19 protein-coding genes and 1 riboswitch are annotated in these 23,363 nt (G+C 69.2%); of the genes, 11 read left to right on the top strand and 8 right to left on the bottom strand.

Annotation, left to right across the window (positions count from 1 at the left end):
- Window positions 1-3: 3 nt before the first annotated feature.
- The gene (locus tag OIC96_RS15950; RefSeq protein WP_330307193.1) at window positions 4-726 is read right to left on the bottom strand and encodes a M50 family metallopeptidase; all 723 of its coding nucleotides are present in this window, start codon (window positions 724-726) and stop codon (window positions 4-6) included.
- Between the two features lie 50 nt (window positions 727-776).
- Between OIC96_RS15950 and OIC96_RS15945 the strand changes: the two genes are divergently transcribed.
- The 10 genes from OIC96_RS15945 to OIC96_RS15900 all read left to right on the top strand — a co-directional run bounded on the left by OIC96_RS15945 (window position 777) and on the right by OIC96_RS15900 (window position 11,042).
- Complete coding sequence (locus OIC96_RS15945) at window positions 777-1,592, top strand: SOS response-associated peptidase (protein ID WP_330307194.1); 816 nt, start codon at window positions 777-779, stop codon at window positions 1,590-1,592.
- Between the two features lies 1 nt (window position 1,593).
- Complete coding sequence (locus OIC96_RS15940) at window positions 1,594-2,256, top strand: alpha/beta hydrolase family protein (RefSeq protein WP_330307195.1); 663 nt, start codon at window positions 1,594-1,596, stop codon at window positions 2,254-2,256.
- 255 nt (window positions 2,257-2,511) lie between these two features.
- Window positions 2,512-3,195: an RNA polymerase sigma factor SigR gene (gene sigR, locus OIC96_RS15935; protein ID WP_327431598.1), complete on the top strand. Its 684-nt coding sequence runs from the start codon at window positions 2,512-2,514 to the stop codon at window positions 3,193-3,195.
- Entirely contained in the window at window positions 3,192-3,494 is a 303-nt protein-coding gene (rsrA, locus tag OIC96_RS15930) for a mycothiol system anti-sigma-R factor (RefSeq protein ID WP_327431599.1), read from the top strand. The genes sigR and rsrA overlap by 4 nt, the downstream gene beginning before the upstream one ends.
- A gap of 162 nt (window positions 3,495-3,656) precedes the next feature.
- Window positions 3,657-5,030 (top strand): HD-GYP domain-containing protein, encoded by a 1,374-nt coding sequence (locus OIC96_RS15925; RefSeq protein ID WP_330307196.1) that lies wholly within the window; start codon window positions 3,657-3,659, stop codon window positions 5,028-5,030.
- Window positions 5,027-6,319, top strand: coding sequence for an HD-GYP domain-containing protein (locus OIC96_RS15920; RefSeq protein ID WP_330307197.1), 1,293 nt, complete (start codon window positions 5,027-5,029; stop codon window positions 6,317-6,319). The genes OIC96_RS15925 and OIC96_RS15920 overlap by 4 nt, the downstream gene beginning before the upstream one ends.
- Before the next feature lie 152 nt (window positions 6,320-6,471).
- Window positions 6,472-7,452 (top strand): tetratricopeptide repeat protein, encoded by a 981-nt coding sequence (locus tag OIC96_RS15915; RefSeq protein ID WP_327431602.1) that lies wholly within the window; start codon window positions 6,472-6,474, stop codon window positions 7,450-7,452.
- 131 nt (window positions 7,453-7,583) lie between these two features.
- Complete coding sequence (gene def, locus OIC96_RS15910; RefSeq protein ID WP_330307198.1) at window positions 7,584-8,234, top strand: peptide deformylase; 651 nt, start codon at window positions 7,584-7,586, stop codon at window positions 8,232-8,234.
- A gap of 352 nt (window positions 8,235-8,586) precedes the next feature.
- Window positions 8,587-9,672, top strand: coding sequence for an epi-isozizaene synthase (cyc1, locus tag OIC96_RS15905; RefSeq protein WP_330307199.1), 1,086 nt, complete (start codon window positions 8,587-8,589; stop codon window positions 9,670-9,672).
- Window positions 9,669-11,042: a bifunctional albaflavenone monooxygenase/terpene synthase gene (locus tag OIC96_RS15900; RefSeq protein WP_330307200.1), complete on the top strand. Its 1,374-nt coding sequence runs from the start codon at window positions 9,669-9,671 to the stop codon at window positions 11,040-11,042. The genes cyc1 and OIC96_RS15900 overlap by 4 nt, the downstream gene beginning before the upstream one ends.
- A 59-nt stretch (window positions 11,043-11,101) precedes the next feature.
- On the opposite strand, the gene OIC96_RS15895 is transcribed toward OIC96_RS15900, so the two are convergent.
- The 3 genes from OIC96_RS15895 to OIC96_RS15885 form a co-directional block, all read right to left on the bottom strand.
- Entirely contained in the window at window positions 11,102-12,067 is a 966-nt protein-coding gene (locus tag OIC96_RS15895; RefSeq protein ID WP_330307201.1) for a GlxA family transcriptional regulator, read from the bottom strand.
- A 217-nt stretch (window positions 12,068-12,284) separates the two neighbouring features.
- Window positions 12,285-12,764, bottom strand: coding sequence for a hypothetical protein (locus OIC96_RS15890; RefSeq protein ID WP_330307202.1), 480 nt, complete (start codon window positions 12,762-12,764; stop codon window positions 12,285-12,287).
- Between the two features lie 161 nt (window positions 12,765-12,925).
- A complete protein-coding gene (locus tag OIC96_RS15885) occupies window positions 12,926-15,007 on the bottom strand; it encodes a putative Ig domain-containing protein (protein WP_330307203.1) in 2,082 nt (693 codons plus the stop codon).
- A gap of 592 nt (window positions 15,008-15,599) precedes the next feature.
- On the opposite strand from OIC96_RS15885, the gene OIC96_RS15880 reads away from it, so the two are divergent.
- On the top strand, window positions 15,600-17,264 hold the full coding sequence (locus tag OIC96_RS15880; RefSeq protein WP_330307204.1) for a hypothetical protein: 1,665 nt from the start codon (window positions 15,600-15,602) through the stop codon (window positions 17,262-17,264).
- Between the two features lie 129 nt (window positions 17,265-17,393).
- On the opposite strand, the gene OIC96_RS15875 is transcribed toward OIC96_RS15880, so the two are convergent.
- The 4 genes from OIC96_RS15875 to OIC96_RS15860 form a co-directional block, all read right to left on the bottom strand.
- Entirely contained in the window at window positions 17,394-18,419 is a 1,026-nt protein-coding gene (locus OIC96_RS15875) for a ribonucleotide-diphosphate reductase subunit beta (RefSeq protein WP_330307205.1), read from the bottom strand.
- Window positions 18,419-20,818 (bottom strand): ribonucleoside-diphosphate reductase subunit alpha, encoded by a 2,400-nt coding sequence (locus OIC96_RS15870; protein ID WP_330307206.1) that lies wholly within the window; start codon window positions 20,816-20,818, stop codon window positions 18,419-18,421. Before OIC96_RS15870 ends, OIC96_RS15875 begins: the two co-directional genes overlap by 1 nt.
- A 122-nt stretch (window positions 20,819-20,940) precedes the next feature.
- Window positions 20,941-21,079, bottom strand: a riboswitch (cobalamin riboswitch).
- A 370-nt stretch (window positions 21,080-21,449) separates the two neighbouring features.
- Entirely contained in the window at window positions 21,450-23,060 is a 1,611-nt protein-coding gene (mctP, locus tag OIC96_RS15865; protein WP_330307207.1) for a monocarboxylate uptake permease MctP, read from the bottom strand.
- On the bottom strand, window positions 23,057-23,320 hold the full coding sequence (locus OIC96_RS15860) for a DUF3311 domain-containing protein (protein WP_330307208.1): 264 nt from the start codon (window positions 23,318-23,320) through the stop codon (window positions 23,057-23,059). The genes mctP and OIC96_RS15860 overlap by 4 nt, the downstream gene beginning before the upstream one ends.
- Window positions 23,321-23,363 lie beyond the last annotated feature (43 nt).

The raw sequence follows: 23,363 nt of genomic DNA, 5'->3' as shown, positions 1-23,363 counted from the left end.
AAGTTAGACCTGGAGCAGCCAGCGGCCGCCGCCTATCAGGGAACACAGTGACACTGCGTGGAAAAGGAACAGCCACAGGCCCGCCGGGACGTGTGTCAGGCGTGACAGCTGGTCCGCGTCCGAGTCGCCCGCGCCGCCCCGGCTGCGCTTGGCCTGGAGTTCGAAGGCCGGGCGGACGCCGCCGAGCAGGAGGAACCACACCACGGCGTAGGCGAAGGCGGCTTGTACCTGGGGGCCGGCGAGCCAGGACACCAGCAGGAACACGCCGCCGGTGAGGACCACGGTGAGCGCGCCGTACGCGTTGCGGATCATCACCAGCATGGCGACGAGCAGGGCCGAGGCCAGCCACAGCAGCAGGGTGATGCGGCCCGCGCCGAGCAGCGCGGCGCCGCCGAGGCCGAGCAGCGGCGGAGCGGTGTAGCCCGCGGCGGCGGTGAGGATCATGCCGAGGCCGGTGGGCTTGCCGCGGCTGACGGTGAGGCCGCTGGTGTCGGAGTGCAGCCGGATGCCGCTGAGACTGCGTCCGGTCAGCAGCGCGATCAGACCGTGGCCGCCCTCGTGCGCGATGGTGATGGCGTTGCGGGAGACGCGCCAGACGTCGTGCGGGACGATCACCGCCAGAGCCGCGACCAGGGTGGCGATCACCACCCACAGATCGGGGTCCGGCTGGGTGCCGGAGACCTGGTCCCAGAGAGAGGCCAGCGAGGTGGATGCGGTGCTGTCCATTGTCGGCTTGGGCTCCCTCGGGTCGCGTGGAATCTGGCAGTGTGGCACGTATGTGCGGACGGTATGCATCGAGTCGTAGGCCCGAGGATCTCGCAGGAATCTTTGAGATCGAGAAGTGGGAACCCGAGGAGACCCTGGCACCCGATTTCAACGTGGCCCCGACCAAGGAGGTCTACGCGGTCCTGGACCGTCCCGTTAAGGACGCCGAAGACCCGCGCCCGGTTCGCCAGCTGCGCAAGCTCAAGTGGGGGCTCGTCCCGTCCTGGGCCAAGACGCCCGAGGGCGGCGCCCGGATGATCAACGCACGCGCCGAGACCGTGCACGAGAAGCCCTCGTACCGTCGCGCCTTCACCGCCCGGCGCTGCATCCTCCCCGCGGACGGCTACTACGAGTGGGTCACCGGCGCCGCCGAGCGCGATCTGGAGGTCGAGGGCAGGAAGAAGCGCCCGCGCAAGCAGCCGTACTTCGTGACTCCGGCGGACGGTTCGGTCTTCGCGATGGCTGGGCTGTACGAGTTCTGGCGCGACAAGACCCTCCCCGACGACCATCCGCAGGCGTGGTGGGTGACGTGCTCGGTCATCACGACCGAGGCGGAGACCTCGCCGCTCGCGATCGCGCCCGCCGAGGGCCCGCACGCCCTGGCCGACATCCACCCCCGGATGCCCCTGATGCTCACCCCGGACCGCTGGGACGCCTGGCTCGACCCGGCCCGCACCGACGCCGACGGCCTGCGCGAGCTGCTCGCGGCGCCGCCCGCCGGGCTGATGCGCGCGTACCCCGTCTCCACGGCGGTCAGCAACGTCCGCAACAACGGGCCGGAGCTGCTGAAGGAGCTGGAGGGGCCCGAAGAGGGCACACTCTTCTGACGTGACGGATGACACGACGGATGACACGACGGATGACACGACGGAGAGCGTCGAGACGGACGCCGGTACCGCCCGCGTCACCTGGCACCGGGCGAGGAAGGCGCGGCTCGTCCTCGCCCTCAGCCATGGCGCGGGCGGTGGCATCGAGGCGCGGGACCTTCAGGCGCTGGCGGAGGTGCTGCCGGGCCAGGGGGTGAGCGTCGCGCTCGTCGAGCAGCCCTGGCGGGTGGCCGGGAAGAAGGTGGCGCCCGCGCCGAAGACGCTGGACGTGGGGTGGCGGGGGGTGTGGCCGGTGCTGGTGAAGCCGGGGCCGCCCGTCGTCTCCGGCGGTCGCAGCGCCGGTGCCCGCGTCGCCTGTCGTACGGCGACGGAGCTCGGCGCCGCCGCCGTGCTCGCGCTCGGCTTCCCGCTGCACCCGCCGGGCAAGCCCGAGAAGTCCCGCGCCGACGAGCTGCTCGGCTCCGGGGTGCCCACACTCGTCGTCCAGGGCGGCAACGATCCGTTCGGGAAGCCGGAGGAGTTCCCGCAGGGCTCGTACGAGCTGATCGAGGTGCCGTACGGCGATCACGGCTTCGCCGTCCCCAAGAGGGCGCCGCTCGATCAGGCCGACGCGCTGAAGATCATCACGGACGGCGTCGTGCAGTGGACCGCGTCACTCGGGTGACACCCGGGAATGTTGCCTGACGGACGACTGTTGTGCCGAGCAGACAGCACGGACCGTGCTGGACCGTTCGTACGAGAGGAAGTCCGCCGCATGGGTTCGACCATCTGCCCGAGCCGCAGCAGCCGCGCTGACCTGGACTGGACGGTGCTGCACGCAGGCAAGAACGCCCCTATTCGGGCGGCGGGTGGGCCTGATGTTCGTCTATCCTCCGATTCCAGTGGGACCGGTCTCGGTCTCACGACAACGCTGGAGGAGGTGGGTCCGGTACCTGGGACCGACGCAGGGACCGATCACGGCCAGGCGGAGCAGCCCGAGGGCCAGGGCACGAGCACGGAGTCGTCCGCCGAGCGCACCGCGCGCTTCGAGCGGGACGCGCTCGAATTCCTCGACCAGATGTACTCGGCCGCCCTGCGCATGACGCGCAACCCGGCCGACGCCGAGGACCTGGTGCAGGAGACGTACGCGAAGGCGTACGCGTCGTTCCACCAGTTCCGCGAGGGCACCAACCTCAAGGCATGGCTGTATCGCATTCTCACCAACACCTTCATCAACTCGTACCGCAAGAAGCAGCGTGAACCCCAGCGCTCCGCGGCCGAGGAGATCGAGGACTGGCAGCTGGCGCGCGCCGAGTCGCACATGTCGACGGGTCTGCGCTCCGCCGAGTCGCAGGCGCTCGACCACCTGCCCGACTCGGACGTGAAGCAGGCGCTGCAGGCGATCCCCGAGGAATTCCGCATCGCGGTCTATCTCGCCGACGTAGAGGGCTTTGCGTACAAGGAGATCGCGGACATCATGGGGACACCCATCGGTACGGTGATGTCCCGGCTGCACCGGGGCCGCCGTCAACTGCGCGGCATGCTCGAGGACTACGCGCGTGACCGCGGGCTGGTTCCGGCCGGTGCCGGAGAGTCGAACGAAGCGAAAGGCTCGGGCTCATGAGCTGCGGAGAGCCGCACGAGACGGATTGCAGTGAGGTACTCGACCACCTTTACGAGTTCCTCGACCATGAGATGCCGGACGCGGACTGCACCAAGTTCGAGGTGCACTTCGAGGAGTGCTCCCCCTGCCTCGAGAAGTACGGCCTGGAGCAGGCCGTGAAGAAGCTGGTCAAGCGCTGCTGCGGCCAGGACGACGTGCCGACCGATCTGCGCGCCAAGGTCATGGGCCGCATCGATCTGATCCGCTCCGGGCAGGTCGTGCCGGAGCACGATGTGACGGCGACGCCCCAGGAGTCGTAAGACACCCGGGGCGAGTCGTAGGACTATCCGGACGAAGATCGTCCGCTTATCACCCGAACGTGCTAATCCGCGGGCTCTGAGCCCGCGGATTCAGCCATACCCGTCCCCGTGCCGCCCCCGCCGTTCTAGGCTCCGGAGCCTGAAGTCGGGGAGGGGACGAGGATGGGGTCGGTTCCGGCGTGGGCCCGTGTGTACGTGGCCTGTGTCGTCCTCGCCGCCCTGGCCTGCATGGCCCCCCTGCCGCACCTCCACGTTCCGTGGTGGGTCGTCGCGCTGCTCGCCGTGCTGTACGCCGGGTGCGAGCGGATCACGCTGCCGCGTGGGACGAGGGGAGCGGGCGCCCCCGGCCGTGACGCCCGTGACGCCCCGAAGGGCATGGGCACCTTCCTCCCCGTGCTGCTGGCCGGGGCCTTTCTGCTGCCGCCTCCCGCCGCCGCGCTCGTCGCGCTGCCGGGGGCGCTGCTCGCCCGGGTCGAACAACGGCCGCGGTGGCTGCGCCGGGTCTGGCGGGCGGCCCAGCTCGCCGTCGCGATCTGGGCGACCTCCCGGGTGCACTGGGCGCTGGGCGGCCGGGACGCGGTGGTCGCACCCCACTTCCCGTACGCGCTCGTGCCCGCCGGCGCCGGAGTGCTCACGTTCTGCCTCGTGCTGACCGTCCTCGACGGCGGGATCCTGGCGCTCGCCGACCGGGTGCCGGTGCGCGGCGCCTGGCGCGGGCTCTTCGCCCGCTCCCTCGCACCCGTCGCCGTGCACGGGCTCGCGGGGCTGATGATGGCGGTGCTGTGGCGCAGTCCGTACGGGCCTGTCGCCGCGTTGCTCGTGCTGCTGCCGATGTACGTGTCCTCCTGGGTGTTCGCGCAGTACCACCGGGAGCGGGCCGCCCACCAGGCCACGATTCGCGCGCTCGTCCAGGCCGTCGACATCAAGGACGGGTACACCCGCGGGCACAGCGAGCGGGTCGGGCAGGCGTCGATGATGATCGCGCGGGAACTCGGCATGGACGACGAGCGCGTCGAAGTGCTGCGGTTCGCCGGGATCCTGCATGACGTGGGCAAACTCGGTGTGCCCACGCGGCTGTTGCGCAAGGACGGGCCGCTGACGCCCGAGGAACGGCGGGTCATCGAGCTGCATCCCGAGTACGGGCACGAGATGGTGCGCGGCATCGGTTTTCTGGGGGAGGCGCGGTCGGCGATCCTGCACCACCATGAGCGGCTGGACGGCAGCGGGTATCCGTACGGGCTGGTGGGGGCGCAGATTCCGGAGTTCGCGCGGGTGGTGGCTGTCGCCGACGCGTTCGACGCGATGACGTCCACGCGGTCTTACCGGCGGGCTCGGCCGGTGCCGGCGGCGCTGGAGGAGCTTGAGCGGTGCTCGGGGGCGCAGTTCGATCCGGGGATGGTGTTGGCCCTGGTGCGGGCCTTGGACCGGTATGGCTGGCATCCCGCGGTGACCGCAGATGTTCACCCGCCCACTCCACCGGTTTCCAGCTCGCCACAAGGGGGCCTACAAGACTCCGCGGGGCGGAGGGCTCCATGAGTGCCCTCACCCCCCGGCTTGTCGCCCGGTCCGGCCGTTTCCCGTGGCATCCAAGGCTCCCCGTCCCCCTCTCCCTCGTCCGTGCCCTCACCCTCCTCCTCACCCTCGTCGCCCTCGCCGACACCCTCTGGCACGGCCTCGACGAACGCGGTACCGCCCTCGCCTTCGGCATCCTCATCACGGTCGGCGAACTCACCCGCTGGTCCGGTGCCGAAGAGCGGGAGTCGGCTCCGCTCGGGGCCTCGGCGGCACTGTCGTACGCACTGCTCGGGGAGCAGGCCGGTCAACCCACCCATCACGGGGTTTTCCAGGTCGTCACGGTCGTCGCCGCGGCGGCCCTGCTGGGATGTGTGCCGCATGTGGCCAGGGGGCGGGGGCCGACCGTCGACCACCTCACCCGGCGCGTTCTCACCGTCGCCTTCGCCGCTGTCTGCTTCCAACCGCTCTACAACCAGGGCCGGTTGCTGGAGTGGGGCGGCCCGGCGTACGCGCTGCTGCTGGTCGCGCTGCTCGTGCTCACCGCGCTGTGCGACGCCGTGCTCGCGGCGGCGCTGGCGCACACGCGCACCCGGTGGCCGTTCGGGCCGCTGCTGTGGGACGAGCTGCGGGCCACGCTCGGCATCGGGTCGGCCGTGTGCGCGACCGGGGCCGTGATGTCGCTCGCCGTGGCGGTCGTGGGGCTGTGGGCGCTGCCCGTGTTCTCGCTGCCCCTGCTGCTCACCCAGCTGTCCTTCCGGCGGTACGCGGCCGTGCGCGTCACCTATCGGCAGACCATCGCCTCCCTCGCGCGGGCGACCGAGATCGCCGGATACACGCCCGCGGGGCACGCGCGACGGGTGGCCGCCCTCAGCAGGGCCGTCGGGCGGGAGCTGGGCCTCTCCGAGCCCGATCTGACCGTTCTGGAGTACGCGGCACTGATGCACGACATCGGGCAGCTCAGCCTCGTCGATCCCGTCCCCGCCGGGGCCACCTCCGCGCTCGCCGCCGACGAACAGCGGCGGATAGCCCTCCTCGGCGGCGCCGTCGTACGCCAGACCGGGGTGGACGCCGAGGTCGCCGTGGTGGTGGAGCGGCAGGCGGACCCGTACCGGGAGCAGCCGGTCACCGCGCGGATCGTCCGGGCCGTGAACGCATACGAGGAGCTGGCCCGGGAAGCAGGGCCCGGAGGGACCCTGACCGCACTGGAGAAGCTGCGCCTGGCCACCGCCCGCGACTATCAGCCGGAGGTCGTGGAGTCGCTGGCCAGGGTGCTGTTGCGGGGTGGCCTTACCCTGCCCCAGGCTGGGTAACCCATGGGTAATGAGCGCCCGTCCGACGGTACGTGGTTGGATGCGAGGAAGAGGGTGTTCGGGGGCACGGGCCAGCCCGGGGCTGCACTGTCTTCAAGGACTCTTCAAAGGACCGGCAGGCGGGAATCGTAAGGAACTGGCAGGCGGGAATCGTGAGGATCTTCGGCAAGGGACGACACCGGCCCTCCGCCTCATGGCGGCAGGCCACCGACCGTGCGTTCACGCTGATCGGCGACGGCCGGTACGAGGACGCGGGAGCGCTGCTGACGCGCGCCGCGGACCTGGAGCCGTGGCTGTCCGAGTCCTGGTTCAACCTGGCTCTGCTGCACAAGTTCCGGCACGACTGGGAGCAGGCCCGGGCGGCAGGTCTGCGGGCCGTCGCGCTGCTCGACCGGGAGACCGGCGCACCTGACTGGTGGAACGTGGGCATCGCGGCCACTGCCTTGCAGGACTGGCCGCTGGCCCGGCGCGCCTGGCAGGCGTACGGGCTGCGGGTGCCCGGCGGCGCCGCCGTCTCCGGGGAGCCGGTGGGCATGGACCTGGGCAGTGCGGCCGTACGGCTGTCTCCGGAGGGTGAGGCCGAGGTGGTGTGGGGACGCAGGCTGGACCCCGCCCGCGTCGAGGTGCTGTCCATTCCGCTGCCGTCGTCCGGGCGGCGCTGGGGCGAGGTCGTGCTGCACGACGGGGTGCCCCACGGGGAGCGGACGACCGCGGCCGGGCACGCCTATCCCGTGTTCGACGAGATCGAGCTGTGGGCGCCCTCCCCGGTGCCTACCTGGGTGGTCCTCCTTGAGGCGGCCACCGAGGACGACCGGGACGCGCTGGAGCAGCTGGCCGCCGATGCCGGGTTCGCCGCGGAGGACTGGTCTTCGTCGGTGCGGTTGCTGTGCCGGATGTGTTCCGAGTCGCGGATGCCGTCCGACGAGGGTGACGGCGAGCATCTGGATCCGCACGATCACAGTGAGCCCGGGCATCCTGGGCCGCTGGGGCACCGTACGGACGGGCAGCTGTGGGTGCCTGAGCGGGAGTGTGGGGTGGCTGCGCCGGCTGGGCTGGTGCGGGGGTTGTTGGACGGGTGGGTTGCCGACAGTCCCGATTCCCGGGACTGGCGGGATCTGGAAGAGGTCTGCTAGGCGCTCGTCGGTCGTCGGCTGCGGGTTCGTTGTGGCTGGTCGCGCAGTTCCCCGCGCCCCTTTCGGGGCGCGACCCCCCTTAGTCTGTATGAGCACCACACCCCTGGTTTCGAGGAAGGCGTACGTCGGTCATGGCGCAGCAGGACACCGATCAGCAGCACGTGGGCGTGCTCCCCGTGGACGACGAGGGCTTCGTCATCGACACCGAGGACGGTGAGGAGCGTGAGACGGCCTACCGTGAGCGTGGGACCTCGCGGCCGATCACGGTCGTCGGGAACCCGGTGCTGCACAAGGAGTGCAAGGACGTCACCGAGTTCGGGGACGAGCTGGACCAGCTGGTCGCCGACATGTTCGCCAGCCAGCGCACCGCCGAGGGCGTGGGCCTGGCCGCGAACCAGATCGGCGTCGACCTGAAGGTCTTCGTCTACGACTGCATGGACGACGAGGGCAAGCAGCACGTGGGCGTCGTCTGCAACCCCGTGCTCGTCGAGCTGCCCGCCGAGCAGCGCCGCCTGGACGACAGCAACGAGGGCTGCCTCTCGGTGCCGACCGCGTACGCGCCGCTGGCCCGCCCCGACTACGCCGAGGTCACCGGGCAGGACGAGAAGGGCAACCCGATCAAGGTGCGCGGCACCGGCTACTTCGCGCGCTGCCTCCAGCACGAGACGGACCACCTGTACGGCTACCTGTACATCGACCGGCTCTCCAAGCGCGAGCGCAAGGACGCGCTGCGGCAGATGGCCGAGAACGAGCCCCGCTACGAAATCGTCGCGAACGACTGACGTAGCACAGCGGCCGTCATCACGCACGGCTGTGACAGAAAATGACAGGTGGGGTTCTCGATCTCTCGTGAGCCCCGTTCGTTGATCTCCTCGTACGGCGTCTGGACAGGTACCCCCTGACCAGGCGCCGTTCGTGTGTACGTCGCACGTTCGATCCCTTGTGCTCTTCTTGTGATCCATATTCAGTCACACAAGGGGAGATTCTCGGCACCATGGGGTAGTGAACGATGCAAATCCGTTCCCAGAACGGTCAGTTGTGGTGCTGAATGGGAAGTGCGGGGATACGCAACGGCGCACGCCCGGCACAACGGGAGGGGTGTAGCGCCAACAGGCGGCTGAGAGGGGTTTGTTCGTGCATGCTTTCTCACAGAGCACTTCATCGACACCAACAGCGGTCGCGGTACCACCGGCGCTCTCTCTCCCGGTGATCGAGGCAGCGTTTCCCCGTCAACTGCACCCGTATTGGCCCAGGCTCCAGGAGAAGACCAGGACCTGGCTCCTCGAAAAGCGGCTCATGCCGGCGGACAAGGTCGAGGAATATGCCGACGGCTTGTGCTACACCGACCTCATGGCGGGCTACTACATTGGCGCCCCCGACGAGGTCATGCAGGCGATAGCGGACTACAGCGCGTGGTTCTTCGTCTGGGACGACCGCCACGACCGCGATGTCATCCACGGCCGGACGGACGCCTGGCGGAGGCTCAGGTTCCAGTTGCACGCGGCCCTCGACTCCCCCCGGGACCATCTGCGTCACCGGGATCCCCTGGTCGCGGCGTTCGCGGACACCATGGTGCGCCTGTACTCGTTCCTCAGCAAGAAGTGGAACGAGCGGTTCGCGCTCCACTTCCATGCGGTGATCGAGGCGTACGACCGGGAATTCCGGAACCGTTCCTCGGGCACCGTCCCCACGGTCGAGGAGTATCTCGAACTCCGCCGGCTGACGTTCGCGCACTGGATCTGGACCGACCTGCTGGAACCGAGCGCGGGCTATGAACTCCCCGCCATGGTACGGAATCACCCCGCATATCGGAGGGCGGCACTGCTCAGCCAGGAATTCGCCGCCTGGTACAACGATCTGTGCTCACTCCCCAAGGAAATAGCGGGCGACGAATTCCACAATCTCGGAATCAGTCTCATTCACCATGAAGGGCTGACTCTCGAAGAATCCGTCGTAGAAGTGCGACGACGGGTCGAGGAATGCATCAACGAATTCCTCGTCGCCGAACTGGACGTATTACGGCTCGCCGACACCCTCGCGGACGGGACCGTGCGGGGAAACGCGGCGAGCGTCGCCGTGACGGCGTGCCTCGGCAATATGCGGAACTGGTTCAGCTCCGTGTACTGGTTCCACCACGAGTCGGGCCGGTACATGGTCGACAAGTGGGACGACCGCGCCACACCCCCGTACGTCAACAATGAAGCGGCAGGTGAGAAATGACCGTCGAGTCTGTGCGACCCGAGGCGCCTCAGGTGCTGGAGCCGCTGTCCACCCCGCCCCTCGCGGGGGGCGGAGTACCCGGCCTCGGCCACGGCTGGAAACTGGTCCGCGACCCGCTGGGCTTCCTGGCCCAACTGCGCGACCACGGCGACGTCGTCCGGCTCAAACTGGGCCCCAAGACGGTGTACGCCGTCACCACCCCCGAGCTCACTGGGGCGCTGGCGCTCAGCCCTGACTACGAGATCGGCGGCCCGCTGTGGGAGTCCCTCGAAGGGCTGCTCGGCAAGAAGGGGGTCGCGACGGCCAACGGGCCGCAGCACCGGCGTCAGCGGCGGACGATCCAGCCGGCGTTCCGGGCCGACGTCATCCACGAGTACGGGTCGATCATGGAGGAGGAGGCGCGCGCGTTCGCGACGCGCATGGTGCCGGGGGAGACGATCGACTGCACGTCGGAGTCGTTCCGCGTCGCCGTCCGCATCGCGTCCCGCTGTCTGCTGCGCGGCCAGTTCATGGACGAGCGGGCCGAGCGGCTGAGCATCGCGCTCGGCGCCGTGTTCCGCGGCATGTACCGGCGCATGGTGATCCCGGCGGGGCCGCTCTATCGGCTGCCGCTTCCGTCCCACCGCCAATTCGACCGCGCATTGGCCGATTTGCATGACATCGTCGACGAGATCACCGCCGAACGGCGGGCATCTGGTCAAAAGCCGGACGATTTGCTGACGGCATTGCTGGACGCGAAGGACGACAACGGCGACCCCATCGACGAACAGGAGATCCACGACCAAGTCGTCGCGATACTCACCCCCGGCAGCGAAACCATCGCGTCCACGATCATGTGGCTCCTGCAAGTCCTCACCGAACATCCGGAACAGGCGGACCGGGTGAGCAAGGAGGTCGAATCCGTCACGGGCGGCCGGCCCGTCGGATTCGACGACGTCCGGAGGCTGTCGCACACGAACAATGTCGTCATCGAGACGCTGCGTTTGCACCCCGCCGTATGGATATTGACGCGGCGCGCGGTGACCGAAACCGACCTGGGCGGCTATCGCATTCCGGCCGGTGCCGACATCGTCTACAGCCCGTACGCGATCCAGCGCGATCCCCGGTCGTACCAGCAGCACCTGGATTTCGACCCCGACCGCTGGCTTCCGGAACGGTCCAAGGAGATAGGGAAGTACGCGATGCGCCCGTTCAGCCTGGGCAACCGGAAGTGCCCGAGTGACCACTTCTCGATGGCCCAGCTCAGCCTGATCACGGCGACCGTGGCGTCCAGGTGGCGCTTCGAGCAGGTGTCCGGCTCCCACGACGCGCCCCATGTCGGCATCACCCTGCGGCCGCACGAACTGCTGCTCAAGGCAGTGCCCCGCTAGCACCTCTCCGGCGTGCCGCGCCGGAAAGGCCCTGGCCCCGCGCGTCTACTGGCGCGCGTTCAGGCAGCCCGCGGGCCCCTGAACGTGCGCCGGTACGCCTGCGGGGTCGTCCCCAGACTCCGGACGAACTGATGGCGCAGCGCGGCCGCGTTCCCGAACCCGGTGCGGCCCGCGACCGCGTCCATCGTCTCGTCCGAGGACTCCAGCAACTCCTGGGCCAGCAGCACCCGTTGGCGCAGGATCCAGCGGTACGGCGTGGTGCCGGTCTCCTGCTGGAAGCGGCGCGCGAAGGTGCGCGGGGACATATGGGCGCGGGCCGCGAGCTGCTCGACGGTCACCTCCTCGTCGAGGTGCTGCTGCATCCACACCAGCACCTCGCCGACGGTGTCGCAGGGGGAGCGGGGCAGCGGGCGCTCGATGTACTGGGCCTGGCCGCCGTCGCGATGCGGCGGTACGACCATGCGGCGGGCGATGGCGTTGGCGACCTCCGGGCCGTGCTCCTTGCGCACCAGATGCAGGCAGGCGTCGATTCCGGCCGCGGTGCCCGCCGAGGTGATCACCGGGTCCTCGTCGACGTACAGCACGTCCGGCTCGACGATCGCCCGCGGATACTGCCGGCCGAGCGCCTCCGCGTGATGCCAGTGCACCGCGCAGCGCCGCCCGTCGAGCAGCCCGGCCGCGCCCAGCACGAAGACGCCGGAGCAGACGCTGAGCACCCGGGCACCGCGCTCGACGGCCCGGCGCAGCGCGTCGAGCAGCGCGGGCGGGTAGTCGCGCACGGCGTAGGTGTCCCCGGCCGGCACGACGACGAGGTCGGCCTCGTCGAGCCGGTCGAGGCCGTGCGGGGTGGAGACGGTGAACCCGGCGACATGGGTGCCGAGGGTCGGGCCCTCGGCCGAGGCGATCGCGAAGTCGTACACGGGCAGCCCCTCGTCGCTCCGGTCGAGGCCGAACACCTCGCAGACGACGCCGAGTTCGAAGGGATGCACACCGTCGAGCAGCACTGCGGCCACGTTCTTCAGCATGTTCTCCAGTGTGCCTCGGAAGTGGCAGTAATTCGAGGGTGCGCGGCAGTCCTGCCACTGCCGGTAAGGAGTCATCGGCGCGACAGTGGTGTTCATGGAGACGCTGATGAACAACCAAGACAACCTCGTCGGACTGCTGACCGTCCTCGGAATCTTCGTGGTCCTGGCTCTGCCGGCGCTGGTCGGCCTGGCCCGCGAGCGGCGCATCGACCGTCAGCTAGGGCTTCGCGACCACCACGGTGACCGTCCACTCCTGAAGGCCTTTGCACGAGATCCGGGCCGGGTCGCTGGGGCACAGCGGACGGGACGACGTCAGGCGGGCCGTACCGGCGGAGACCGCTTTGAAGGCGGCGGACGCGTCGCCCGCCTGAAGGACGATGCCGCTGTTCGTGGCTTCTAGGCCGCCGCCGTCGGCCTTGACCGGCGACCAGGGCTTGCTGGTCGTGCCGTCGAGGCTGACGCGGAGCACCTCGCCCGTCGTCAGGCAGAAGGTGTGGCCGGTGTCGGCGGCGCCGAGCTCCGCCTTCGCCTCCGTACAGCCCTTGTGGGACGTGGTGGGGGACGGCGACACGGTGCCGCTGCCGCCCGCGTCGCCCCCGCTCTGGGTGCCGCAGCCCGCGAGAAGAAGCGTTACGGCGGTGAGGGGTGCCGCCGCGAGGACGAGGGTCCGGCGGTGGATCGTACGGTGCAAGCGCATGGGGGGCCTCCTTGCGGCTTGGACGTGCCACCCGCCGATCAGGATCCCGTCGTGATCCTTTTTCTCGATCTTTTTCTCGAAGTTTCTCTCGATCCCTTTTCTGGATCCTCTTCCGGGCGCGGAAAGGCCCTGACCGCCGTGGCGGCCAGGGCCTTCGTGCGTCAGCTGGTCGTGACGGCGGTGTCGTCGACGACGAAGCTGGTCTGGAGCGAGGAGTCCTCGACACCGCTGAACTTCAGGGTGACGGTGGACCCGGCGAACGAGGACAGGTCGAACGTCTTCTGGGCGTAGCCCGAGGCGGCGTTGAGGTTCGAGTACGTCGCCAGAGTGGTCGATCCGGCGGTGACCGTCAGCTTGTCGTACTGGCTGCTGGTGGTCGTCTCCGCCGTGTCGATGTGCAGGTAGAAGGTGAAGCTGGCCTTGCAGCCGGACGGGATGGTCACCGACTGGGAGAGCGTGTCGGTGTGCGTCGAGCCGTAGCCGTCCATCCACGCCTTGTACGAGCCGGCGTGTGCGGCCTCACTGCTGGAGCTGGTGATGACACCGCTGCTGGCGGTCCAGGTGGTGTTGCCCGACTCGAAGCCCGGGTTGCCGAGCAGCTGCGCCGAGGTGCAGGTGCCGCCGCCGGAGGTGCTGACGGTCCAGGTGAAGGACGCCGAGCCGGAGGCGCCCGTGCTGTCGGTCGCTGTGACGGTGGTGCTGTAGGTGCCCGCCGTGCTCGCGGTGCCGGAGATCAGGCCGGTGGAACTGCTGATGGACAGCCCGGTCGGCAGACCGCTCGCGCTGTAGGTGAGGGTCGCGCCCGCGCTGTCGCTGGCCGAGATCTGCAGGCTGACCGAGCCGCCGGTGGCGGTGGACTGGCTGCCCGGGTTGGTGACGGTCACCGTGTTGCCGGTGCTGGTGCCCGAGGTGAAGGCGGCGGTGCCGTTGGGGGTGCCCCAGCCGGTCGGGCCGTCGTAGCCGGTGGCCGCGGTGCAGAAGTACGAGGTGGAGCAGGAGCCGTTGTTGCCGCTGGTCACGTCGTACAGGTTCGAGGTGTGCGAGTACGGGTACTTCGCCGGGTAGTCGCTGGAGCCCGGGGTGCCCGCGAGGGCGTACACACCCGCGATGATCGGCGAGGAAGCGCTCGTACCGCCGTAGACCGCCCAGCCGGAGCCGCCGTAGGTGTCGTAGACGGCCACGCCGGTGGCGGGGTCGGCGACCGCGGAGACGTCGGACTCCATGCGCTTGGTGCAGCCGGTGTCGGTCTGCCAGCTCGGCTTGGCGTCGTACGCGGAGCAGCCCGAGCCGGTGCCCTCGGTGCTGCTGGTCTTCCAGACCGACTCGCTCCAGCCGCGGGTGGTGGAGGACGTGGACAGCGCGGTGCCGCCGACGGCGGTCACGTACTGGGACGTGGCCGGGTACTCGGCGCCGTAGTCCGAGTCACCCGCGGAGACGGTGATCGCGACGCCCGGGTGCTTGAAGTACGAGGTGTCCTCGCTGGTCTGGGAGGAGGACTCGTCACCGCCCCAGCTGTTGGAGACGAACTTCGCGCCCAGGGTCACGGCCTCGTTCTCGGCGGTGCCGAGGTCCGAGTCGGTGGCCGAGTTGGCCTCGACGAGGATGATGTTGCAGTTCGGGCAGACCGCGCTGACCATGTCGATGTCGAGCGCTTCCTCGCCCGCCCAGCCGGTGTCGTTCGTCGGCAGCGAGGTGGTCGAGCCGGTCTGGCTGACCTGCTTGAAGCAGCCGTTGGCGACCGTGCAGGCCGACAGGCCGAACTGCGAACGGTAAGTGGCCAGGTCGGAGGCCGCGTTGGGGTCGTTGTACGCGTCGACCACGGCGACGGTCAGGCCGGAGCCGCCGGTCGAGGGCAGGTTGTAGGCGCTGTGCAGGTTGGCCGGGCTCAGGCCGGACACCGCGGCGGCGGCGTTGGGGGAGACCGCGGCGGCCAGCTTCTGCCTGATGTCGGTACGCCGCTGGGCGAAGCAGGCCGCGTGACCGGGGGCCGGGGTGCCGCACAGGTGCGTGGTGGGCACCTTCTGTCCGGCCTTGCCGGTGGAGTGGACGGCCTGTGCGCCGGGGGCCGTCAGGGCCTTCGCGTTCTGGGTGACGCGGGAGGTGTGCCCGGTGGTGGGCGCGGTCTGCGCGCCGGCGCTCGGGGCCGCCATCAGACCGGCGACGGTGAGGGCGAGGGCGGGTATGGCGGCGGTCAGAAGTCTTCGCAGGTTCCCGGCGGGTCTGCCGGAGCGGGTCTCACTCATGGGGGGTGCTGCCTCCATCGGTTTGAGGCGGGTGCCGCGCGGACCGGGGTAGGGCCGTACGCGGCTCCACAGCCGGAAGTGGGGGTTCTCGGCGCTGAATGGCGGGCCCGTGACGCGCGTAGCGTGAACAAAGGGAGGGAGTGTCATGGGCATGCCAAATCAGTCGTCCTGTCATGTCCTTGTGCAGGACATGTCGGGACGGCCAGAACGTAACCGGGGCCGAGGACGCGCGGATAGCCGCGCCCGAAGAACTTTGCCGCTCCATGGCTGCTCCATGGACGGCGCATAGCCGCTCCATGGGCGAGACGCGACGACGCCGGGCCGCACACGCGGCCCGGCGTCATCCGTGTCGCACCGTCCCACCCGGGAGTGCCTGCCTGCGCCGGACGGGTGGAGAAGCGGGAGCCGGACAGTGTGTCAGTGGTCCCGTGAGGGGAGGTGCTTGCACCATCCTCACGACACTGCCCGACATTCTGGGCAGCCTCCGGCCGCGACACATCCTCGTCGGGCCGAAGGCCTTCCCCGCTTCGGTCGGCCGGCGGCAAAGCGTCTCGCCGGCGCTGGGCACCCGTCGGGCGAAAGGATGGGTGAAGTGACCGCTAGGCATCAGGCACTCTTCAAACGACGCTGGCGCATCGGGCTGATGGCCCTGGCCATGCTGCTGCCCGTGGCCTGGACCGGTTCCGCGGGGGCGCAGGCGGCGCCGGGCAACGGGAACCACGTGGTGTACCAGGAGTCGGTGCCTGTCTCGGCAACGCCGACCCTGCCGAAGGACTTCAAGCCTGGGGCTCCCCTGACGTCCAAGCAGGGCCAGGCCATGCAGAACGCGTTGCTCAAGAAGCGCCGGCACATGGCCGCCCGGATCCCCCGGTCGGTCGGCCGGCGAGGGGTGCCTCCGGTGACCGCACCTGAATCCCAGGTGGAGGACGTTTCGTCCCGGGCGAAGGGCCCCGCCTCGAAGGCTCTCGTCATCGCACGCAACCACCGCAACCCCGTCGCGGCCGGCAACACCTGTGGACAGGCGGCCTCATTGGCCGAGCCGGCTGCGGCGAACGACGGCCGGAACGTCTACTACACCGGCAACTTCGACCACCAGGAATTCTCCACGGACCACGGGGCCACGTACTCCTGTGCCGCCCCTTACCCGGCGGGGCCGGCCGAAGCGCCGTTCACCTGCTGTGACACCCAAGTCGTCCACGACCACGCGCGCGATGTCACGTTCCACAGCATGTTGTACGTGAGCAGCCGCACGACGTTCAGCAACGGTGTCGTACGCATCTTCGTGAGGCGGCACATTCCCTCGGCGGACAACTGCTACTACGACATCGATTTCGACCCGTCCGCGACCGACGTGCTTCCTGACTACCCGCATCTGGGCCTCAGCAAGAAGTTCTTGTACGTCAGCGCAAACCGACTCGCCGGGCCGAACCTCGACTGGGCGGGCGCGGAGGTGAGACGCCTCAATCTCGACCAGCTTGCTGCGTGCAAGGTCGCCTCGGGGAGAAGCGTCAACATCACAAACCCCGGAGGCCAGCGGATTCTGGTCCCGGGCAGCGGCGCGCAGCATGTCATGTACTTCTCCTGGGTCAACACGCCCACCCAGTGGCGCGTGTTCAGCTGGCCCGACAACTCGACGGCCGTCGGTTCGACCCTGCACGATGTCGGTGCCATGACCTTCGGCGACCCCGACTGCCGGGGCGGGGTGAACAACACTGACTGGGCCGACGATCTCGCGGCGAGCATCGAAGGATTCAATGTGGCCACAGCCGTCAACCGGAGATCGGTGAACGTCTGGGCTTCCACGAGCTCCGATGCCGCTCATCCGAACGCCCATATCGTCGGCGCCAAGTTCCGCCTCGGGAAGCGCCCGAACGACCTGAGGCTCGTCCAGCAACCTGTCATCGCCTTCGCGCACCAGTGCACGGGCTTGCCGGCCGTCGGTGTGAACGACTCCGGAGACCAGGGCCTGGCCATCGCCGTCGGCGGCAGGAACGGAGGCCGCGGACCCGCCGTCACCACAGCGGTGGGGATCAAGGACAAGTACAGCCCCGGGCCCGGCCGGTTCACCTTCCGGAAGGTGGCCAAGGCCACCCACAACCCCGACGACGCCCGCTTCGGCGACTACTTCACCGTCAGCAGGAACTCGCCGTGCGGCAGGTACTTCGACGCCACGGGTTACGGCTTGCTCGGCGGCACCGAAGCGTCGAACGTCAACGCGCGATACGTCGAGTTCGGGCGCGGCGCGTACTGCCGCTAGGGAGCCGTCGCGGACCGTCCTCAACGGATCTCGCCCAGAGCGGGAACGACACCGGACAGGACCGCTGCCTCGTAAGAGGCAGCGGTCCTGTCGTTTCTGCTTCAGGCAGGATCCGCTTGAAGCCGGAGCCTAGAACTCGTCGTCGAAGGAGACCGACCCTTCCACCGCGACCTGGTACGCCGACGGGCGCCGCTCGAAGAAGTTGGTCAGCTCCTGAACACCCTGGAGCTCCATGAAGGAGAAGGGGTTCTCGGAGCCGTACACCGGCGCGAAGCCCAGCCGCTGGAGGCGCTGGTCGGCGACGCACTCCAGGTACTGCCGCATCGAGTCGGTGTTCATGCCCGGCAGACCGTCACCGCACAGATCGCGGCCGAACTGCAGCTCGGCTTCGACAGCCTCGCGGATCATGTCGGTGACCTGCTGCTGGAGCTGGTCGTCGAAGAGCTCCGGCTCCTCCTTGCGGACCGTGTCGACCACCTCGAAGGCGAAGGACATGTGCATGGTCTCGTCGCGGAACACCCAGTTGGTGCCCGTCGCCAGGCCGTGCAGCAGACCCCGGCTGCGGAACCAGTAGACGTACGCGAAGGCACCGTAGAAGAAGAGGCCCTCGATGCACGCGGCGAAGCAGATCAGGTTGAGCAGGAAGCGGCGGCGGTCGGCCTGGGTCTCCAGGCGCTCCAGCTTCTCGACCTCGTTGATCCACTTGAAGCAGAACTCTGCCTTCTCGCGGATGGAGGGGATGTTCTCGACGGCGTCGAAGGCGGCGGCGCGGTCCTCCGGGTCGGGGAGATAGGTGTCCAGCAGGGTCAGATAGAACTGGACGTGGACCGCTTCCTCGAAGAGCTGCCGGGAGAGATACAGGCGCGCCTCGGGGGAGTTGATGTGCTTGTACAGCGTCAGCACGAGGTTGTTCGCCACGATCGAGTCGCCCGTCGCGAAGAACGCGACCAGCCGGCCGATCATGTGCTGCTCGCCCTGCGAGAGCTTCGCGAGGTCGGCGACGTCCGAGTGGAGGTCGACCTCCTCGACGGTCCAGGTGTTCTTGATCGCGTCCCGGTAGCGCTCGTAGAAGTCCGGGTAGCGCATGGGGCGGAGGGTGAGTTCGAAGCCCGGGTCGAGGAGGTTCTTCTCGGTCTTTTCGGGGGCGGTCGTCATTACTGGCAGGCCTCGCAGGACTCGGGGTTCTCAAGGGAGCAGGCGACGGCGTCGGGGTCGGCCGCCTGCTGGACGGGGATGGTCTTCTCGGGCTGCGTCTGCGCCTGGGCGGCGCGGGCGATGCGGGTCGCCGGGCGCGAGCGCAGGTAGTACGTCGTCTTCAGGCCCGACTTCCAGGCGTAGGCGTACATCGAGGAGAGCTTGCCGATGGTCGGCGTCTCCAGGAACAGGTTCAGCGACTGGGCCTGGTCGAGGAACGGGGTGCGGGCGGCGGCCATGTCGATGAGGCCGCGCTGCGGGATCTCCCAGGCCGTGCGGTACAGGTCACGGACGTCCTGCGGCACCCAGGTGAAGCCCTGCACCGAGCCGTTGGACTCGCGCAGCGCCTCGCGGGTCTGCGCGTCCCACACGCCGAGCTTCTTCAGCTCGGCCACCAGGTAGGAGTTGACCTGGAGGAACTCGCCGGAGAGCGTCTCGCGCTTGAAGAGGTTCGAGACCTGCGGCTCGATGCACTCGTACACGCCCGCGATCGACGCGATCGTGGCGGTGGGGGCGATGGCGAGGAGGAGCGAGTTGCGCATGCCGACCGCGGCGATGCGTTCCCGCAGGGCCGTCCAGCGCTCCGGCCAGGTGAGTTCCACGTCGAAGTGGTCGGGGTGGAGGACTCCGCGGGCCGTACGGGTCTTCTCCCAGGCCGGAAGCGGGCCGTTGCGCTCGGCGAGGTCCGCGGAGGCCTCGTACGCGGCGAGCATGATGCGCTCGGCGATACGGGTGGACAGGGCCTTGGCCTGCGGTGAGTCGAACGGGACGCGCAGCTTGAAGAAGACGTCCTGGAGGCCCATCGCGCCGAGGCCGACCGGGCGCCACTTCGCGTTGGAGCGGCCCGCCTGCTCGGTCGGGTAGAAGTTGATGTCGACGACGCGGTCGAGGAAGGTGACGGCCGTGCGGACCGTCTCGTCCAGCCGCTCCCAGTCGATGTCGCCGGCCGCCGTGTCGACGAACGCGCCCAGGTTGACCGAGCCCAGGTTGCAGACCGCCGTCTCGCCGTCGTCCGTGACCTCCAGGATCTCGGTGCACAGGTTCGAGGAGTGGACGGTGTGGCCCGGCTCCGCCGTCTGGTTGGCGGTGCGGTTGGCGGCGTCCTTGAAGGTCATCCAGCCGTTGCCGGTCTGTGCGAGGGTGCGCATCATGCGGCCGTACAGGTCGCGGGCCGGGATGGTCTTCTTGGCGAGGCCCGCCTCCTCCGCCTTGCGGTACGCGGCGTCGAACTCGTCGCCCCACAGGTCGACCAGCTCGGGCACGTCGGCGGGGGAGAAGAGGGACCAGACGGCGTCCTCGTTCACCCGGCGCATGAACTCGTCCGGGATCCAGTGCGCGAGGTTCAGGTTGTGCGTACGGCGGGCGTCCTCGCCGGTGTTGTCGCGCAGCTCCAGGAACTCCTCGATGTCGGAGTGCCAGGTCTCCAGGTAGACCGCGGCCGCGCCCTTGCGCCGGCCGCCCTGGTTCACGGCGGCGACCGAGGCGTCGAGGGTCTTCAGGAACGGGACGATGCCGTTGGAGTGCCCGTTCGTGCCGCGGATCAGCGAACCGCGCGAACGGATACGGGAGTACGACAGGCCGATGCCGCCCGCGTGCTTCGAGAGCCGGGCGACCTGGTGGTAGCGGTCGTAGATGGAGTCCAGCTCGTCCAGCGGGGAGTCGAGGAGGTAGCAGGACGACATCTGGGGATGCCGGGTGCCGGAGTTGAAGAGGGTGGGGGAGGAGGGGAGGTAGTCGAGGCGGCTCATCAGGCTGTAGAGCGCCGCTACTTCGTCGAGGGCCCTGGTGGTGTCGTCCTCGGCGAGGCCGGATGCCACGCGGAGCATGAAGTGCTGGGGCGTCTCGACGACCTTGCGGGTGATCGGGTGCCGCAGGAGGTAGCGGCTGTGCAGGGTGCGCAGGCCGAAGTAGCCGAAGCGGTCGTCGCCTTCGGTGTCGATCAGGGCGTCGAGGTGGGCCGTGTGCAGCCGGACGAACTCGGCGGTGCGGTCGGCGATCAGGCCCTCGCGGTGGCCGGTCGTGATCGACTCGGAGAAGGTCGTGACGCCCTGGGAGGCGGCCTCGGCCGCGATGCTGATCGTCAGCAGCCTGGCCGCCAGCTTCGAGTAGGCGGGGTCCTCGGAGATGAGGCCCGCGGCGGCCTCCGTGGCCAGTTCGCGCAGTTCCGTGTCGTCCGCGCGGGCGGAGCGGCCGCGCAGCGCGGCGGCGGCGACCCGGCCGGGGTCGGCGTCGGGGAGGTCGGCGGTGAGGTCGGTCAGGGTACGCAGCAGCGTGGTACCGGGACCGTCGTTCTCCACCGGGGCCTGCACCGGGGCCTGCGGCACGGAAACTGAAGCCGGATCGGCTGGCGCGATGGTCACTTGGGGCTCTCCCTCGCTCGGCACGGGGCCAGGGGAAAGCGGCGGGGCACACGAGCGCGCACGGCGTCGCGTCCACCGGCCCATTCCGCGAGGCCCGGACGTCGTCGGCGCCCGGGCCGGGTGGCCGGGGCGCGCTGTCGGCAGGTCCTCGGACTGACGCGAGTGTGTGCACGCGGGTACGCGAACACACACAAGTACACCGTTGCGGGACAGTTCCGGATTCGCACCGGATTCCCCTGCGGCGACAGCGAGCATGAGCATACATCTTGTGCCGGGCTGCGGGAGCACCACCACATGTTGTGTCGCGTTGGTGTCGGGGAGTGCTACGGAGTGTGCTGGAGCGTCAACTCGTAGGTGAGCAGCGGGATGTGTCAGGGGCATGAGTGCGGGCCGCCGGATTGTGTCCGGCGGCCCGTCTGGTGGCCGCTGTGGCTTGTTGTGGGTCGGGGCCGGGTCGGGGGTATCCGTCCTCGGTCTGGCGCGGAATCGGTGGGGTTTCAAGGGCTCGGCGTTGACGCGCCAGCCGCTGCGGGCGGACGCCCCCGACCCGTCCCCTTCGGCCGTACGGCGTCTGCGGCATTGAAGGGGCGCGGGGAACTGCGCAATCCCTCCGTCCGCACCCGTCCGGCGGCTAGGGGGTCGCCTCCGCTGTCGCCGGCGGCAGCTTCGCCTCGACGCTCGGGGTGGCCGCGTCCGCCGTGTAGTCCTCCGGGGACGTTTCGTCCACGCCGTCGGGGGCGTTGAAGGCCCGGAGGGCGAAGGTGAGGACCACGGTCACGACCACGTTGAGGACGAACGCCGTGAAGCCGATGTAGCCGATCTCCCCGATGCCAGGGATCTCCTTCGAGTTGCCGCCGAAGTGATCCTGGGTGGGGGAGGCGATCCCGTACGCGGCGAGCGTGCCGTAGAGCATGCCCACGGCCCAGCCGGCGAGGAGTGCCCAGCGGTGGAACCAGCGGGTGAACAGGCCGCCCACCAGGGCGGGGAACGTCTGGAGGATCCAGATGCCGCCGAGGAGCTGGAAGTTGATCGCGACGGTTTTGTCCATCGTCAGGACGAAGACCAGCGCGCCCACCTTCACCAGGAGCGAGACCAGCTTGGAGACCTTGGTCTCCTGCTGCGGGGTCGCGTCCGGCTTGATGAAGTCCTTGTAGATGTTGCGGGTGAAGAGGTTGGCGGCGGCGATGGACATGATCGCCGCGGGGACGAGCGCACCGATGCCGATCGCGGCGAAGGCCACGCCCGCGAACCAGTCCGGGAACATGGTCTCGAAGAGCTGGGGGATGGCGAGTTGGCCGTTCGTGACCTTCACCCCGGCCGCGATCGCCATGAAGCCGAGGAGGGCCAGCAGGCCCAGCATCAGGGAGTAGAGCGGGAGGATCGTGGTGTTGCGGCGGATGACGTTGCGGCTGCGGCTCGACAGCGTCGCCGTGATCGAGTGCGGGTACATGAAGAGCGCGAGTGCCGAGCCCAGGGCGAGGGTGGCGTACGTCCACTGGTTCGCTTCGGCGGGGACGATTCCGCCGGCGCCCGCCGCCGTGTACTTGTCGTTCGCCGCCTTGAAGATCTCGTCGAAGCCGCCCAGCTTGATCGGGATGTAGATGATGGCCACCGCGATCACGATGTAGATCAGGGTGTCCTTCACGAACGCGATCAGCGCCGGGGCGCGCAGGCCCGAGGAGTAGGTGTAGGCCGCCAGCACGCCGAAGGCGATGAGGAGCGGGAGGTCCTTCACGAACCAGTTCGTGTTCTCGCCGCCGCCCACGCCCATCACGTCCAGCACGGCCTGGATGCCGACCAGTTGGAGCGCGATGTACGGCATGGTGGCCAGGATGCCGGTGACGGCCACGGCGAGGGACAGCCCCTTGGAGCCGAAGCGGCCGCGCACGAAGTCCGACGTCGTCACGTATCCGTGCTTGTGGGAGACCGACCACAGGCGGGGGAGGAAGGTGAAGATCAGGGGGTAGACCAGGATCGTGTACGGAACCGCGAAGAAGCCGGCCGCGCCCGCCGCGTAGATGGCGGCCGGTACGGCGACGAAGGTGTACGCCGTGTAGAGGTCGCCGCCGAGCAGGAACCAAGTGATCCAGGTGCCGAACGACCGTCCGCCCAGGCCCCATTCGTCGAGGCTGTGCTCGTCGTCCGCCTTGCGCCAGCGCGCGGCCAGGAAGCCCATGACCGTGACGGCCAGGAAGAAGAAGATGAAGACGGCGAGTGCCACGCCGTTCACGCCGTCCTTCATGCTTCGACACCGCCCTTCGCGGCGGCGCGGGCCCGCTGGTCACGCTGCCACAGCTGGTACGCGGTCATCGTGAGGGCGGTCGAGATGATCACCCACAGCATCTGGTACCAGTAGAAGAACGGGATGCCTATGAAGGCCGGGTCCGTCTTCGCGTACGAGCCGACCCACAGCATCGCCACGAACGGTGCGGACAGACAGAGGGCGATCACTACACGGACCGGCGTCACCACCGGTGGCTTCACTTCAGGCACATCTGACATACGGCGGCTCCGTCCCCTCACTGATCACCTGTGTAACGCGCAG

The sequence above is a fragment of the Streptomyces sp. NBC_00775 genome, from assembly GCF_036347135.1.
Classification (GTDB): Bacteria; Actinomycetota; Actinomycetes; order Streptomycetales; family Streptomycetaceae; genus Streptomyces; species Streptomyces lutosisoli.
This window is presented reverse-complemented; position numbering and strand designations above follow the sequence as displayed.

Coding starts and splice junctions, on each gene's coding strand:
- OIC96_RS15950 (WP_330307193.1), bottom strand. CDS start 726: ATGGACAGCACCGCATCCACCTCGCTGGCCTCTCTCTGGGACCAGGTC.
- OIC96_RS15945 (WP_330307194.1), top strand. CDS start 777: ATGTGCGGACGGTATGCATCGAGTCGTAGGCCCGAGGATCTCGCAGGA.
- rsrA (WP_327431599.1), top strand. CDS start 3,192: ATGAGCTGCGGAGAGCCGCACGAGACGGATTGCAGTGAGGTACTCGAC.
- OIC96_RS15925 (WP_330307196.1), top strand. CDS start 3,657: ATGGGGTCGGTTCCGGCGTGGGCCCGTGTGTACGTGGCCTGTGTCGTC.
- OIC96_RS15920 (WP_330307197.1), top strand. CDS start 5,027: ATGAGTGCCCTCACCCCCCGGCTTGTCGCCCGGTCCGGCCGTTTCCCG.
- def (WP_330307198.1), top strand. CDS start 7,584: ATGGCGCAGCAGGACACCGATCAGCAGCACGTGGGCGTGCTCCCCGTG.
- OIC96_RS15900 (WP_330307200.1), top strand. CDS start 9,669: ATGACCGTCGAGTCTGTGCGACCCGAGGCGCCTCAGGTGCTGGAGCCG.
- OIC96_RS15895 (WP_330307201.1), bottom strand. CDS start 12,067: ATGCTGAAGAACGTGGCCGCAGTGCTGCTCGACGGTGTGCATCCCTTC.
- OIC96_RS15890 (WP_330307202.1), bottom strand. CDS start 12,764: ATGCGCTTGCACCGTACGATCCACCGCCGGACCCTCGTCCTCGCGGCG.
- OIC96_RS15885 (WP_330307203.1), bottom strand. CDS start 15,007: ATGAGTGAGACCCGCTCCGGCAGACCCGCCGGGAACCTGCGAAGACTT.
- OIC96_RS15875 (WP_330307205.1), bottom strand. CDS start 18,419: ATGACGACCGCCCCCGAAAAGACCGAGAAGAACCTCCTCGACCCGGGC.
- mctP (WP_330307207.1), bottom strand. CDS start 23,060: ATGAAGGACGGCGTGAACGGCGTGGCACTCGCCGTCTTCATCTTCTTC.
- OIC96_RS15860 (WP_330307208.1), bottom strand. CDS start 23,320: ATGTCAGATGTGCCTGAAGTGAAGCCACCGGTGGTGACGCCGGTCCGT.